The following is a 14,169-nucleotide window of genomic DNA, read 5'->3' on the forward strand; positions in this document are numbered from 1 at the left end:
TTTCGACCCCTTGTTGGGTCGAAACGAGGCGACGCGGACGAATCGGGGCCGCCGGAGGCATCAGTGGTCGCGTATTTTTTTGCTGCTTGATTGGGCTGGGATGCCCAAAACAAGCTTTCGCAAAAATAGCGACTCCCCGACTCATAGTCTTTCTTCTGGGCTTCGTTGGCTTTTTTCTGAAATTTGACTTCTTCTGATGTGGAACCGATTTTTGAATGGCTGGCAATGGCATTTAAAAAATGAGGTTCTGGTTTCAAGTGATAATACGCTTCCACTTCATACAAATCGGTTACTTTGGTCATTTGCTTTTTGTACAAATGCTGCAACCTTTTTACTTGTGTGCTGATCGACTCTATTTTATCGGCAATATAAGTAATTTGATCTATTGCTTCAAGTGTTTGAAGTTAGCGGTCGATAAGTTCGCCAGCCAATTCCATCTGCCGATACGCTGATGAGATTGTCGTCAATTCAGGGGTGTTCGAGGATGGCTCTGAAGTGTTCTTTGATTAATCTATTAGAGGCGGGCATGGATAAATAAAGCCCGCCTGTTAAGGTTGATAAATCTAAGTCTTGGTGTGTTTTCAGGGAGGCTTAGTCAAATTTGTCAGTGACGGCTCCCTTGCTGGCAGAGCTGACCGAATTGGCATACTTGGCCAGAACGCCGCGCGTATATCTTGGTGCGGGTTGTTGCCATTTTTCCAGGCGACGGGCTATTTCATGTTCATTGATGTGCAAGGTCAGTTGTTTGGTATCAGCATCAATAGTAATTTGATCTCCATTTTGAACAACAGCCAGAACACCGCCCACATAAGCTTCCGGTGTGATGTGACCCACCACAAAACCGTGTGTGCCTCCAGAGAATCTTCCGTCCGTGATCAGCGCTATTTCTTTGCCCAGGCCCTTGCCCATGACAGCGGAAGTAGGGGAGAGCATTTCGCGCATGCCGGGGCCGCCCTTGGGGCCTTCGTAACGGATCACTATCACGTCGCCTTTGACGATGTCACCGTTTAATATACTTTGCAAGGCGAGTTCCTCGGCGTCAAATACCTTCGCCGTGCCGGTAAAAACCAAACCTTCCTTGCCGGTGATTTTGGCGACGGCGCCTTCTGTGGCGAGATTGCCGTAAAGAATGCTCAAATGGCTGTCTTTTTTGATGGGGTTATCCAGTGAGCGGATCATATCCTGATGTTCAGGGTAGGGTTTGACCTCAGCCAGATTTTCCGCGAGTGTTTTGCCGGTTACTGTCAGGCAGTCGCCGTGCAACAGTCCGTGATCTAGCAATGTCTTCATGAGGGGTTGTATGCCACCTATCTCCACCAATTCCGCCATTTGATACTTGCCGCTGGGTTTTAAATCGGCCAGCATAGGCACTCGTTTACCAATACGGCTGAAATCATCCAGGGTCAGATCAACGCCGGTTGTGTTGGCCATCGCCAGCAAATGCAAAACAGCATTGGTAGATCCACCCAAAGCAATAACGACGGTGATTGCATTTTCAAATGCAGCTTTGGTCATGATGTCGCGGGGTTTGATGTCTTTTTTCAGTAATTCCAGCACGGCAGCACCGGCTTTTTCACAATCCAGTCGTTTATCTTCGGAAATCGCCACTTGAGCGGAACTGTTAGGCAGGGACATCCCCATGGCTTCGATTGCCGAAGCCATGGTATTAGCGGTATACATGCCACCACATGAACCGGGTCCTGGAATGGCTTTGGCCTCGATAGCGGCCAGTTCTTCATCGTCGATTTTATTATTTGCGCGTGCGCCAACGGCTTCAAAAACGGAAACGACATCCAGTTTTTGATCTTTGTGGCAGCCGGGGAGTATGGTGCCGCCATAAACGAATATGGCAGGACGATTCAATCGGGATAAAGCGATCATGCAGCCCGGCATGTTTTTATCGCAACCACCGATAGCGACAACACCGTCAAATCCTTGGCAACCTACGACCGTTTCAATTGAGTCGGCGATCACTTCCCGCGATACCAGCGAGTACTTCATGCCTTCAGTACCCATGGAGATGCCGTCAGATATGGTGATCGTGTTAAATATTACGGCTTTGCCGTTGGCATTGTCGACCCCAAGGGCAGCAGCATCCGCGAGCTTATTGATGTGCATGTTGCAAGGGGTTACCATGCTCCAGGTCGAGGCAATGCCGATTTGCGGTTTTTTGAAATCTTCATTTTTGAAGCCAACGGCATGAAGCATGGCGCGACTGGGCGCTCTTTCCATGCCATCCACAACAAGTGATGAAAAGTGACGGGTATTTTTTTCCTCTGAGTTTGCCATTTAACTGTTTCCTGAATTCTTGTTTAACTTACGGTGCGGCACAATGATTGTGCGAGGGCAATGTGAAGGTCGTGCAGTATTTTAGAAAGTGTCCCAGCCTCCGCTGCTTCTGCGGCGCCAGCCTAATTTAGGCAGAATAAAACCTAACAGCACGCCTGCCAGAGATAAAGCACCCCCATAAATAAACCAGTCCTGATTGGAATTATCGATCAAGGCCTGGTTTTCGCGTTTTAATTTTTGCAATTCCCGTTCAGCGCCTACAACACGCTCTGGTAAGCGGTCTCGCTCAGTTTTAATTTCTATTGCATTGGCTGCCGTCATTTTAAGTTCGGCCAATTCTCGGTTTAGACTGTCTCTTTCTAAGACGATGGAATGTCCCAGCGAGTCGATTTTGGACGTGTCTCCTTTTAATGCCGCTAATTCAGCTTTTATGCTGTCGTTTTCTTTTTGAAAAGCTTCAATCTTTTTGTTGGCATCTTGTAATAATACGGCGCTAGGTGGCGTTTGTAATAAGTGACGTGTTAAAAAATAACCCTCTACACCGTTCAACGTGCGAACCAATGAATAACCGGTACTCCTTTCTTCTATCAATGTTAAAGGCGTACCGGACTTGATCATCTTGACTATTTTGCTACGATCATTTTCCGCCTTTCTTAAAGTGAGTTCCAGATCATCGGTGACATAAACAGTTTTGGCTTCAACGGTTATTGAGGTCAGGAAGATCAGAAAACCGAGTATTTTTTTCACGAGTATCCTTTATGGTTCGATTCTTATTGGTTGTAATTTTAGCTTTAATTGCCGCTCATGAGCAATTCTAGCAGTGCTTTTTGGGCGTGCAGACGGTTTTCTGCTTCATCGAAAATTACGCTGTTGGGGCCGTCAATCACTTCTTCAGCAACTTCTTCGCCGCGGTGAGCGGGTAGGCAGTGCATGAATAATGCCTCTTTTTTTGCTGCGTCCATGACTGATTGGCTCACCTGATAATCTTTGAAAGCCAGCGCTCTTTGTTTTTGTTCTTCTTCCTGACCCATACTGGCCCAAACGTCAGTAACCACGAGGTCACAACCTTCGGCGGCTTGTTGGGCAGTGTCAAAAAAGTTAATGGAGGCGGATGCACTATTAACAAAACATGAATCCGGTTTATAGCCTTCCGGGCAGGCCAGGTGGAGTTTAAAATTCAATATCGATGCGGCTTCAATGTAAGAGTGGCACATATTGTTGCCGTCACCGATCCAGGCGACGGTTTTACCTTCTATGTCCCCTCGGTGTTCAAAAAACGTTTGCATGTCGGCCAGTAACTGGCAAGGGTGCATCAGGTCGGTTAGGCCGTTTATGACCGGGACGCGGGAGTGTTCCGCAAAAGTGGTAACGGTTTCATGTTTGTTGGTTCTCATCATAATGCCGTCAACCATGCTCGATATGACTTTGGCGCTGTCACGAAGAGGCTCGCCCCGGCCCAGTTGAGTATCTCTGGGGGATAAAAACAATGCGTTGCCGCCAAGCTGGATCATGCCTGTTTCAAATGAAATACGGGTGCGTGTGGATGACTTTTCAAAGATCATCGCTAACACTTTTCCTTTCAACGGCTGAAAGTCGGGGTTTCTGGTGTTCTTGAGTTCGATAGCCCGGTTGAGCAGCTGGCGGAGTTCTGAACTTGTCAGATCGTGCAAAGAGATAAAGTGTCTGAGTTTCATAGGTTACTGCTGCGCTGTAAAGTCTTGAATAACAGTGGATAAGGTGTCCACCAAAAGGTTTATTTGCTCATCATCCATAATTAAAGGAGGAAGGAGGCGGATGGTATTTTCTTGAGTCACATTGATCAGAAGGCCTTGAGCAAGCGCCAAGCTAACCAAAGCCCCGCAAGGTTGTTTTAATTCGACTCCGATCATCATGCCTTTATGGCGGATCTCGTGGACATGAGGGGAGTCGGCCAGTTGTCTGGCTAAACCTTGGGAAATCGCGGTTCCCTTGTTTTTGGCCTGATCAATCAGATCTGTTTCGTCCAACGTGTCAAGCACTGCCAAAGCAGCACTGCAAGCCAGCGGGTTGCCGCCAAAAGTTGAACCGTGTGTGCCGGCGGTGAGGATTTTGGCGGCCTGTCCTTTAGCCATGCAGGCGCCTATCGGGACGCCATTGCCCAGCGCTTTTGCCAGCGTGCAGACGTCAGGGCTTATAGTGTTATGCTGATGCGCCAAAAATAAGCCCGTTCTGCCTACGCCGGTTTGAACCTCATCCAGCATCATCAAAATATTATATTGGTCGCAAAGAAATCTGACGCCGTTAAGAAAGTCAGGCGCAGGGATATTAACTCCGCCTTCGCCTTGTATCGGTTCAACTAAAACGGCAACAATGTTGTCGTTGGCTAGTATAGCTTGTTCAATGGCGTCCAGATCGTTGTAAGGCACCCGGATAAAGCCTTCAACTAATGGTGCAAAACCTTGTTGTATTTTTGCATTGCCTGTCGCGCTTAGTGTTGCCAGTGTCCGGCCATGAAAGCTTTTTTCCATAACGATGATCGCAGGACGCTCTATGCCGCGATCGAATCCATAGCGTCTGGCCAGTTTTATCGCCGCTTCGTTGGCTTCCGCGCCGGAATTGCAGAAAAAGACATTATCCATACCGCTTTTTGCACAAAGGCGATTGGCCAGCGTCTCCTGTAGTTCAATCCCATATAAATTAGACGTGTGAATGAGTCTGGCACTTTGGTCGCAAAGCGCTTTATGGACGGCAGGGTGCGCGTGTCCCAGGTTGCAAACGGCTATACCGGAAAGCGCATCCAGGTAACGGTTATTGTCCTTATCCCAAAGCCAGGCCCCTTGACCCCTATCCAGTGTTATTGGTAAGCGACCGTAGGTAGGCATGATATGACTGGTCATTGTTTAAAGCCTGCTAACCTTAGGGCAATAAGTTGCCCTATGAAAAAACCTTAAATTATAATTTTCACGATATGACTAAGCAAGAATTAGATAAGTAAATTAGGCTTTTTTAAAAAATCTATTCTTGATAAAATCGCTGGGTTATTAATATTAAAGGGTGATAGTGATGGAAGTTATAGAAAGAATAAAAGATCAACTTGAGAAAAATTCGGTTGTCTTGTACATGAAGGGTACTCCTGATTTTCCTCAATGCGGATTTTCAGGCCAATCAGTTCAGGTGTTGAATGCATGTAAGGCCAAGTTTGCCTATGTCAATATCTTTGAAGATCCTGAGTTGAGGGAGGCATTAAAGTCCTATTCTAACTGGCCGACTTATCCTCAGTTGTATATAAAAGGTGAGTTGGTAGGTGGATGCGACATCATCATCGACTTGTATACAAAAGGCGAATTGCTAAAAATGCTGGCTGAAGCTGATGCGGTCGCTGCTTAAAGGTTGTTGACTTCAACTCATATGGTGCTGGTTTAATGTGCGGTGACGAGCTTCGGCTTGTCACTGCTTAAATTAGCCAGGCTAATTTTTCTTATCAATGTCCTCAATCATATCAATTCGATGACTCAATAACTTCGTTGTTTGCAGGAACTTGTTGATTCATTTGATCCAGTCTTTCCAGATAGTCTAAGCGATTGAAAACCTGACAAAACAATTCGGCAGTTTTTTCTGCATCGTAGAGTGCCGCGTGCGCTTTCTCATTTTCCCAGCCAAGCCCTGCAGTTTGAGCTATCTTTGCTAACACCGTCTGCTTGTAAAACATACCTCCCAGCGTTGCCGTATCAAAAGTACTAAAAGGATGAAAAGGGCTGCGTTTGTATTGGGTGCGTGAAATGGCCGCATTCAAAAAACTCAGGTCAAATGCCGGGTTGTGGCCGACTAGAATTGCGCGAGTGCAGTTGTTTCGTTTGACTGCTTTTTTAATCGGTTTAAACAGTTTTTCCAAAGCATCTTTTTCTTCAATTGCCATACGAAACGGATGGTAAGGGTCTATGCCATTGAATTTGAGTGCTGATTCATCGAATTCTGCATTTTTGAACGGGGCTACATTGGCGCAATGGCGTTCAGTAACTTCCATCCGGCCTTGATCATCCAATTCGACGATAACGGCGGCCAGTTCAAGGAGTGCATGTTTTTTGGGGTTGAAACCGGCCGTTTCTATGTCAACTATGACCGGAAGGTAGCCTCTGAATCGCTTATCAAACGGTAATCGAGTGGTTTCCATGAAGATTATAAAAATGCGTTGAAGTACGGGGTAAAAGCAGATGCATAAGGATGTAAATGCTCGAAGAGGCTTTGTCTTTATGTTATGTTACGCGAAAAATACAAGATAAAAAATATTTTAGGGAGGCATAGAGGGCAAAATGAATAAAAGAAAAATTACATCAGGACTGCTGAGTCTTGTAATAATTTCGACAGCTGCAGGTTGTTCGTCGATTCGAACCAGCAATGATCCCAGGGATCCTATGGAAAACTGGAATAGGAAGGTTCAGACATTTAACGATAATGTCGATAAATATTTTATGAAGCCCGTTGGCCAAGGTTATCAATGGGTCATGCCCTCATTTGCCGATCAGGCAGTAACCAATTTTTTTAGTAACATTAATGATATTGGTGTAACGATCAACGATTTAATGCAATTAAAAGTGGCTCAGTCCGGATCTGACGGAGCCCGTTTTATCGTCAATTCAGTGGCGGGAATTGGTGGATTGATTGACGTGGCAACGATGATCGATTTACCCAAGCATGATGAAGACTTTGATCAGACTTTGGGTGTGTGGGGGGTGCCAACCGGACCTTATATGGTTATTCCTCTGTTCGGTTCCAGTACGCCTAGAGGCATAAGCGGCGCAGCGGGTGATGCCGCTATGAATCCGATCAGTTATTTAGATAGTGGAATTATTACTTCCGGGTTATTCGGTCTCAATGCTATAGACAAACGCGCAGATAATTTGACGACAGAAAAAATTGCTTCGGAGGCCGCTGTCGACCGTTACGAGTTTTTCAAGAATGCTTATCTACAGCGTCGCAAATATTTAGTCTACGATGGAAATTTGCCTGAAGACGAATACGATTTGGAATTTGATGCTGATGATGAGAACGGCGCTCCTCTTCATCCCTATTAAGCGATAAAAAATAAAGGCTCTCCTACCCTGTTTTATGGGGGAGAGCCATTTTTTTACTCTTCAATCGACCAATTGATGATTTCTCCGGCTCTAAGAGGCGTAATCGATAATTCATCGCTGCCAAAAGCCAAGGGCGGGCGCCACTCAGTTTTTACCAAGGTTAACGTGTCAGAGTTTCTGGGCAGGCGATAAAAATCAGGTCCAAAGAAACTGGCAAAACCCTCTAATTTATCCAATGCCCCTGCTTGCTCGAATGCCTCGGCATAAAGTTCAATGCCGGCATGTGCGCTATAACAACCGGCACAACCACATGCGTTTTCTTTGAGATGGGTCAGATGCGGAGCACTGTCGGTGCCCAGGAAAAATTTTGGATTACCGCTAGTCGCCGCCTTGACCAATGCTAAGCGATGATCTTCGCGCTTTAGAATGGGCAGGCAGTAATAATGGGGCCTGATACCCCCTGCCAGCAGAGCATTGCGATTGTAGAGCAAATGCTGCGGCGTGATGGTTGATGCCACAAAAGCGGATGATGCGGTGACAAAGTCTACGGAATCTTGGGTTGTTGCGTGTTCTAAAACGATGCGCAGTTCCGGAAATTGGTGGACAATGTCTATCAGTGTGCGCTCTATAAAAAGCCGTTCTCTATCAAATATGTCGGTATCGCTGTCAGTGACTTCTCCGTGAATCAGCAAAGGCATATCCACATCTTGGAGCGCTTCAAACAAGGGGTAAATAGATTTTACTTGGGAAACGCCCGCATCGGAATTTGTTGTGGCGCCCGCAGGATAAAGCTTAAATCCATGAACAATGCCGGATTCTGCGGCGGCTTTAATATCTTCTTGAGTTGTGGCTGCAGTTAAGTACAGTGTCATCAACGGAGTAAAGTCAGCGTTTTCGGGGAGCGCGTCTAAAATTTCCTGGCGGTAACTGATGGCTTGTGCAACAGACGTAACCGGAGGTTTCAGGTTGGGCATGACGATGGCTCTTGCAAACCGTTGAGCGGTATGGGGGACTACGGTTTTTAAGATAGCCCCGTTTCTTAAATGCACATGCCAGTCATCCGGACGGGTTATAGTCAATCGTTTCATAAGCGGTTTGGTCTATTGTAAAACTTGCATTCTAGCGCATGGAACTTGAAAAAATAAAATTGACCCTCATAAATAAGTTTATTTTCGGAGATTAAAAGATGCCCATTTACGAATATCAATGCCAATCCTGCGGTCATGAATACGAAGCCCTGCAAAAGCTTAATTCACAGCCGTTAATAGATTGTCCGGCGTGCAACAAACCTCAGTTAATGAAAAAAATCTCAGCTGCAGGGTTCAGGCTTAAAGGTGGCGGCTGGTATGAAACCGACTTTAAGAGCGGCGCCAAAAAAAATGTCGCAGGTGACTCAGCGCCCAGTACTTCGGATTCAAAAAAACCGGCCGCATCTCCGGGCGTAGGCAGCTGCAGTAAGACCAGCAGTTGACCTTGGCTTGCACTGATGCATCTTAGCCAGTAATATCGGCTCTTTTTGGACAAATACGAGAACAATCTATGCGTAGCCACAAATGTGGAGAATTAACTGCCCAACATCTAGGCCAATCCGTTGCCCTTTGCGGATGGGTTCATCGGCGCCGTGATCATGGCGGTGTCATCTTTATTGATCTGCGGGACCGTGCCGGTTTAGTGCAGGTCGTATTCGATCCAGATGAACCTGAATCATTCGCTCTAGCCGAAAGTGTGCGTAGCGAATATGTTCTGCGCATTGAAGGTATGGTCAGAGAACGTCCCGAAGGCACGCATAATTCGAATATGGCAACCGGCGCTATTGAAGTGCTGGCCAAGCATATTGAAGTGTTGAACGAATCGGAAACCCCGCCGTTCCCATTGGAAAGCGATATCGAAGTCAATGAGGAAACGAGACTGCGTTTTCGCTACATAGACTTGCGCCGCACCGTAATGCAACAAAAGATGAAGGTTCGCCGCGATGTGACGCGTCATTTACGGCAATTTTTGGATGACCACGAGTTTTTCGAAATTGAAACACCTTACCTGACTAAGGCTACACCGGAAGGCGCCCGCGATTACATCGTGCCCAGCCGGACTCATCAAAATGCCTTTTTTGCTTTACCCCAGTCGCCGCAGTTGTACAAACAATTGCTGATGATAGCGGGAATGGATCGTTATTATCAGGTCGTACGCTGCTTCCGGGATGAAGATTTGCGGGCCGACCGTCAGCCTGAATTTACTCAGCTCGATATCGAAACCTCGTTTATGAACGAGCAGCAAATCATGGAAGTCATGGAAGAAATGATTCGCCGTCTGTTCAAGGACATCATTGATGTTGACCTCGGTGCGCAATTTCCGGTCATTAGCTATCAAGAAGCCATGCGCCGATATGGTTCTGACCGCCCTGATTTAAGGGTTCCATTGGAACTTGTCGATATTGTCGATGAAATGAAAGATGTCGATTTCAAGGTTTTCTCAGGGCCTGCCAACGATCCGGATGGACGTGTGGTGGCGATGCGGTTGCCGAATGGCGGCGATTTGAGCCGGAAAGACATTGATGAATTGACCAAGTTTGTCGCTATATACGGCGCAAAAGGTTTGGCCTACATCAAAGTCAACGATTTAGCCGCCGGTATAGAAGGCTTGCAATCTCCTATTGTTAAATTTGCGCCCGATACCGTTTGGGCTAAAGTGATGGAAAAAGCTGGTGCTCAAAATGGCGATCTGATATTTTTCGGGGCCGATAAAACCGCTATCGTCAATGAAGCGCTGGGAGCGCTTCGCGTCAAACTGGGCATTGACCGCAACTTGCTCGAAGGCGAGTGGAAACCGGTGTGGGTGGTCGATTTTCCTATGTTCGCATGGGACGAAAAAGCCAAACGCTTTTCAGCAATTCATCATCCGTTTACTGCGCCAAGCTGCTCTTCAGAAGAGTTGGTCGCTAATCCAGGGCAAGCCTTATCGCGCGCTTACGATCTGGTCTTGAATGGAACCGAAGTTGGCGGTGGCTCAATTCGTATCAATCGGACGGCGATGCAGCAAACTGTATTCGATATTCTCGGCATTGGTCACGAAGAAGCCCGCGAAAAATTTGGTTTCTTACTCGATGCTTTAAAGTATGGCGCGCCACCTCATGGCGGTATTGCTTTTGGTTTGGATCGATTGGTGATGCTGATGACCGGTTCTCACTCCATCCGCGATGTAATAGCTTTTCCGAAAACGCAAACGGCCGCCTGTCCATTATTCAATGCACCTGCTTTTGTGAGTGAGGAGCAATTGAAAGAGTTGGGAATTAAACTCCGCAAACCTGCGGGCAAAGAAGAAAAGCAGGATTAAACGAGCGAGCGGGTAAGCATGGAGTGGTCGCGTCTTTGACGATTCCAGGCATCAGTTGGGTTAGCAAAAGTCTAACCCAACGAGGGCTTTATCTGCTTGTCTCGCTCAATGTAAAAGAGCAATAGCACGTTGATTGTTTTACCCTTTATTACCAAGCCACAAACAGGCCTGTCCAAGAGTCAATTATGAAACCATTAAAAAACATAGCCGTTATAACTTCTTTGATAGCGCTGGCTGGTGGTTGCGCACCTGCTCAACAAGGTAGTATTCAAAACATCGGATTAGGTGCAGCTCAGTCTGCGGTTAGTCAGCAAGCCCCTTTGGCCGGTGTTTTGGGGAATGCTGCGAGTGACAGTTCCGGGTTGGGTTTGGTCAATGTTTTAGTCAATCAGCTGGGTATCTCTCCTGTACAGGCTTTAGGCGGAGCGGGCTCGATTTTTTCAGTTGCCAAGCAAAGTATGAATGCCGCTGACTTTTCAACCTTAAGTAATGCTGTGCCGGGTATGGATCAGTATTTATCAAATGCCCCGAAGGTTCCAGCCGCAGCCAATTCATCTTTGCTTGGGACCGCCAGTGGTTTATTGGGCAATCAAGCAGGCGGTCTGGGTAACTTGGCGTCCCTGGCCAGCTCTTTTCAAACCTTGGGTATGAATTCAAATATGATTAGCCAATTTGTGCCGGTGGTCATGCAATATGTTCAGCAGCAAGGCGGAGCAGGTGCCATGTCATTACTTCAAAACGCGTTGTACTGAGGGCCATTGTTTTCTCACGTTTGTTAAACCTTCGAAAGCGCCCTCGTTTGGGTTATGCTGATACTCGTGCACCGTTTCTGGTAGCTGTTTTTTAAACAGAATTCAAACAATACAGCTCAATAACAGGTAAGGTGTTTAAACGAACACCTTACATTTGATTTAGGTTCGAAATATGATCTCCACGGCTTTACCCATCCAAAATTATGCATTACTTGATGATGATGAGTGCGATTCTCGAATTGTTGGCGCCAAGCAAAAACTGGGCTCTCGTTGTGTGATTCTAGGCCATCATTATCAGCGTAATGAGGTATTTAAACATGCTGACTTTTCGGGTGATTCTTTAAAGCTCTCCCGAAACGCGGCTGCTTCGGAAGCCGAATATATCGTATTCTGCGGCGTGCATTTTATGGCTGAAGTTGCCGATATTTTGTCCCGGCCCGAGCAAATCGCAATATTGCCTGATATGGCGGCCGGCTGTTCGATGGCCGATATGGCGAATGTCATTAAGGTGAACAAATGTTGGCAGGAGCTTTCGGACTTATTGGATCCTGATGAAAAGGTGACCCCCGTAACCTATATCAATTCCGCAGCCGATTTAAAAGCCTTTTGCGGAGACCATGGCGGTATTGTCTGTACGTCGTCGAATGCGCAAAAAGTTCTGGAATGGAGTTTTTCAAGACGGGAAAAAGTGTTGTTTTTCCCCGATCAGCATTTAGGGCGAAATACCGGCTATCGCATGGGCATTCCTTTGGATGAAATGGTGACCTGGGATTTTGAACAGCCATTAGGCGGATTGACCGAAGCGCAGATCAGAAAAGCCAAAATCATTCTCTGGAAAGGATTTTGTTCGGTTCATCAAATGTTCAAGCCTGAACACATTGACCGCTTTCTGGAACGATACCCGGAAACTAAAGTCATCTCGCATCCCGAAGCCAGTTTCGAAGTGTGCGAAAAATCGGACTATGTGGGATCAACAGAGTACATTCTCAAAGTGGTAGGCGACGCTGAGCCGGGTACGCGCTGGCTGGTCGGCACGGAGCTTAATTTGGTCAATCGATTGAACGAATTGACCAAAGATCAGGGCAAAAGTGTTCATTTCATGTCGCCCACCGTCTGTATGTGCTCGACGATGTTTAGAACCGATCCTCAGCATCTGGCCTGGGTGATGGAAAACCTGGCGGCTGGTCATGTGGTTAACCGGATACAAGTGCCTGAGAGGGAAGCTATTTTAGCCAGGAAAGCGCTGGACAATATGCTGGCGATTCATTAGCAAAAACATTTAAGCCGTCTCGACTGAATGTGAATTGGGTTCTGCTGGGCATTATTGTTTACATACTGATCCAGTTAGTGATCGGTATTGTTGTGTCTAGGAAGATCAACAACGAAGACGACTATTTGCTGGCAGGAAGAAGTCTTGGAACGGGGCTTGCCACTTTAAGCGTATTTGCGACCTGGTTCGGTGCCGAAACCTGCATCGGCGCTGCAGGTGCCGTTTATGAGAATGGTCTGTCCGGCGCCACCATTGATCCTTTCGGCTATTCTCTTTGCCTGGTGGTCATGGGGTTATTGTTTTCAATACCCCTATGGCGAAGGCAAATGACGACGTTAGCTGATTTATTCAAACAACGTTATTCGGTCAATATAGAGCGATTAGCCGTTTTAATGATGGTGCCCGGGACGGTTATGTGGGCGGCGGCCCAGATCAGAGCTTTCGGTCAAGTCTTGTCGGCGACTGGTGGTTTTCAGGTGGAACTGGCGATCAGTTGTGCCTCTGCTGTTGTGATTATCTATACACTTTATGGCGGTTTGATGGCTGATGTGATTACCGATGCCGTGCAAGGCGTGGCATTGATTCTCGGTTTAATGATGTTGCTGGTGTTAGTGGTTGAAGCCAGTGGCGGCTGGCAGGTTGCCATCAATAAAATTGAACCCGAACGTTTGCGGTTCTTCAATGAAAGCTCAACGCATTCCTGGCTGGATACCGTCGAACTTTGGGCGATACCGGTGTGTGGTTCGCTAATGTCACAAGAACTGGTGTCTCGCGTCCTGGCCAGCCGTTCGCCTGAAATCGCACGGAGAGCCTGTGTGGGTGGCGGGTTACTTTATCTTGCTGTGGGTTTGATCCCGGTAACTACAGGTTTGCTGGGTTACGGACTGCTACCAAATTTAAATCATCCTGAGCAAATATTGCCGCAATTGGCACAAACCTATCTGAGCTCTTTTCTCTATGTGATTTTTGCCGGGGCGCTGATCTCGGCAATTTTATCCACGGTGGATAGCGCATTACTGGCCGCTTCTGCATTAATTTCACACAACCTGATCGTACCGGTTTTGGGGAATCCGGATGAGCGGCGTAAGGTGCTTATTGCCAGAGCAGCTGTTTTGGTTTGCGGGTTTATTGCTTATGGTTTGGCGCTGCATGCCGGACGTGTCTATTCCCTGGTTGAAGAAGCATCGGCCTTCGGCAGTGCGGGAGTTATAACCGTGGTTGTTTTTGGTCTTTTTACCCGGTTTGGCGGGAGTTTGAGTGCCGGTGCGGGGCTTATTTCAGGATTGGTCGTGTGGATAGCAGGCAATTATTGGCTTGAGCTACAGACGCCTTATTTATGGTCGCTGGGAGCCGCCATTTTCAGTTATATCCTGTTGGCTTGCTATGAAAAGTGTGCGATTGAAAGAAAAGCTGTTTTTTGTCAGCGTTGAGTGAATGCTGGTCAAGTCAGGAAGCGCACCTTTTTTATCGGTACGCT

At 47.1% G+C, this 14,169-nt stretch carries 14 protein-coding genes; 7 read left to right on the plus strand and 7 right to left on the minus strand.

Translation table 11 applies throughout. The annotated features are described in order from the left end of the window. The 5 genes from Q7V32_RS15895 to Q7V32_RS15915 all read right to left on the minus strand — a co-directional run. The coding region (locus Q7V32_RS15895) for a hypothetical protein (protein WP_304897958.1) at window positions 1-302 on the minus strand (302 nt) is incomplete at its 3' end. 289 nt (window positions 303-591) lie between these two features. Next, window positions 592-2,289 (minus strand): dihydroxy-acid dehydratase, encoded by a 1,698-nt coding sequence (gene ilvD / locus Q7V32_RS15900; protein WP_304897959.1) that lies wholly within the window; start codon window positions 2,287-2,289, stop codon window positions 592-594. Window positions 2,290-2,370: 81 nt separating this feature from the next. Then, window positions 2,371-3,036: a TIGR04211 family SH3 domain-containing protein gene (locus tag Q7V32_RS15905; RefSeq protein WP_304897960.1), complete on the minus strand. Its 666-nt coding sequence runs from the start codon at window positions 3,034-3,036 to the stop codon at window positions 2,371-2,373. Between the two features lie 44 nt (window positions 3,037-3,080). Then, complete coding sequence (gene argF / locus Q7V32_RS15910) at window positions 3,081-3,983, minus strand: ornithine carbamoyltransferase (protein WP_304897961.1); 903 nt, start codon at window positions 3,981-3,983, stop codon at window positions 3,081-3,083. Window positions 3,984-3,986: 3 nt separating this feature from the next. After that, window positions 3,987-5,165, minus strand: coding sequence for an acetylornithine transaminase (locus Q7V32_RS15915; RefSeq protein WP_304897962.1), 1,179 nt, complete (start codon window positions 5,163-5,165; stop codon window positions 3,987-3,989). 166 nt (window positions 5,166-5,331) lie between these two features. Here Q7V32_RS15915 and grxD point away from each other — a divergent pair, with 166 nt between their 5' ends. Next, the gene (gene grxD, locus Q7V32_RS15920) at window positions 5,332-5,655 is read left to right on the plus strand and encodes a Grx4 family monothiol glutaredoxin (protein ID WP_304897963.1); all 324 of its coding nucleotides are present in this window, start codon (window positions 5,332-5,334) and stop codon (window positions 5,653-5,655) included. 112 nt (window positions 5,656-5,767) lie between these two features. Here the strand turns inward: grxD and rnt are convergent, their stop codons facing one another. Continuing rightward, window positions 5,768-6,439, minus strand: a complete 672-nt coding sequence (gene rnt / locus Q7V32_RS15925) for a ribonuclease T (protein ID WP_304897964.1) — start codon at window positions 6,437-6,439, stop codon at window positions 5,768-5,770. A 139-nt stretch (window positions 6,440-6,578) separates the two neighbouring features. Here rnt and Q7V32_RS15930 point away from each other — a divergent pair, with 139 nt between their 5' ends. Beyond that, the gene (locus Q7V32_RS15930; protein ID WP_304897965.1) at window positions 6,579-7,340 is read left to right on the plus strand and encodes a VacJ family lipoprotein; all 762 of its coding nucleotides are present in this window, start codon (window positions 6,579-6,581) and stop codon (window positions 7,338-7,340) included. A gap of 53 nt (window positions 7,341-7,393) precedes the next feature. On the opposite strand, the gene pyrC is transcribed toward Q7V32_RS15930, so the two are convergent. Next, window positions 7,394-8,428: a dihydroorotase gene (gene pyrC / locus Q7V32_RS15935; protein WP_304897966.1), complete on the minus strand. Its 1,035-nt coding sequence runs from the start codon at window positions 8,426-8,428 to the stop codon at window positions 7,394-7,396. A 98-nt stretch (window positions 8,429-8,526) separates the two neighbouring features. On the opposite strand from pyrC, the gene Q7V32_RS15940 reads away from it, so the two are divergent. The 5 genes from Q7V32_RS15940 (at window position 8,527) to Q7V32_RS15960 (ending at window position 14,122) form a co-directional block, all read left to right on the plus strand. Continuing rightward, entirely contained in the window at window positions 8,527-8,811 is a 285-nt protein-coding gene (locus tag Q7V32_RS15940; protein WP_304897967.1) for an FmdB family zinc ribbon protein, read from the plus strand. A 68-nt stretch (window positions 8,812-8,879) separates the two neighbouring features. Beyond that, a complete protein-coding gene (gene aspS, locus Q7V32_RS15945; RefSeq protein ID WP_304897968.1) occupies window positions 8,880-10,670 on the plus strand; it encodes an aspartate--tRNA ligase in 1,791 nt (596 codons plus the stop codon). 185 nt (window positions 10,671-10,855) lie between these two features. Then, the gene (locus Q7V32_RS15950; RefSeq protein WP_304897969.1) at window positions 10,856-11,422 is read left to right on the plus strand and encodes a DUF2780 domain-containing protein; all 567 of its coding nucleotides are present in this window, start codon (window positions 10,856-10,858) and stop codon (window positions 11,420-11,422) included. A gap of 172 nt (window positions 11,423-11,594) precedes the next feature. Next, a complete protein-coding gene (gene nadA, locus Q7V32_RS15955; RefSeq protein ID WP_304897970.1) occupies window positions 11,595-12,692 on the plus strand; it encodes a quinolinate synthase NadA in 1,098 nt (365 codons plus the stop codon). Window positions 12,693-12,721: 29 nt separating this feature from the next. Next, the gene (locus tag Q7V32_RS15960) at window positions 12,722-14,122 is read left to right on the plus strand and encodes a sodium:solute symporter family protein (RefSeq protein ID WP_304897971.1); all 1,401 of its coding nucleotides are present in this window, start codon (window positions 12,722-12,724) and stop codon (window positions 14,120-14,122) included. Window positions 14,123-14,169: the final 47 nt, after the last annotated feature.

The sequence above is a fragment of the Methylicorpusculum sp. genome, assembly GCF_030651835.1.
Classification (GTDB): domain Bacteria; phylum Pseudomonadota; class Gammaproteobacteria; order Methylococcales; family Methylomonadaceae; genus Methylicorpusculum.

Excerpts from the sequence above, each read along its gene's own strand:
- ilvD (WP_304897959.1), bottom strand. The coding sequence starts at position 2,289 with ATGGCAAACTCAGAGGAAAAAAATACCCGTCACTTTTCATCACTTGTT.
- argF (WP_304897961.1), bottom strand. The coding sequence starts at position 3,983 with ATGAAACTCAGACACTTTATCTCTTTGCACGATCTGACAAGTTCAGAA.
- Q7V32_RS15915 (WP_304897962.1), bottom strand. The coding sequence starts at position 5,165 with ATGACCAGTCATATCATGCCTACCTACGGTCGCTTACCAATAACACTG.
- grxD (WP_304897963.1), top strand. The coding sequence starts at position 5,332 with ATGGAAGTTATAGAAAGAATAAAAGATCAACTTGAGAAAAATTCGGTT.
- rnt (WP_304897964.1), bottom strand. The coding sequence starts at position 6,439 with ATGGAAACCACTCGATTACCGTTTGATAAGCGATTCAGAGGCTACCTT.
- Q7V32_RS15930 (WP_304897965.1), top strand. The coding sequence starts at position 6,579 with ATGAATAAAAGAAAAATTACATCAGGACTGCTGAGTCTTGTAATAATT.
- pyrC (WP_304897966.1), bottom strand. The coding sequence starts at position 8,428 with ATGAAACGATTGACTATAACCCGTCCGGATGACTGGCATGTGCATTTA.
- Q7V32_RS15940 (WP_304897967.1), top strand. The coding sequence starts at position 8,527 with ATGCCCATTTACGAATATCAATGCCAATCCTGCGGTCATGAATACGAA.
- aspS (WP_304897968.1), top strand. The coding sequence starts at position 8,880 with ATGCGTAGCCACAAATGTGGAGAATTAACTGCCCAACATCTAGGCCAA.
- Q7V32_RS15950 (WP_304897969.1), top strand. The coding sequence starts at position 10,856 with ATGAAACCATTAAAAAACATAGCCGTTATAACTTCTTTGATAGCGCTG.
- nadA (WP_304897970.1), top strand. The coding sequence starts at position 11,595 with ATGATCTCCACGGCTTTACCCATCCAAAATTATGCATTACTTGATGAT.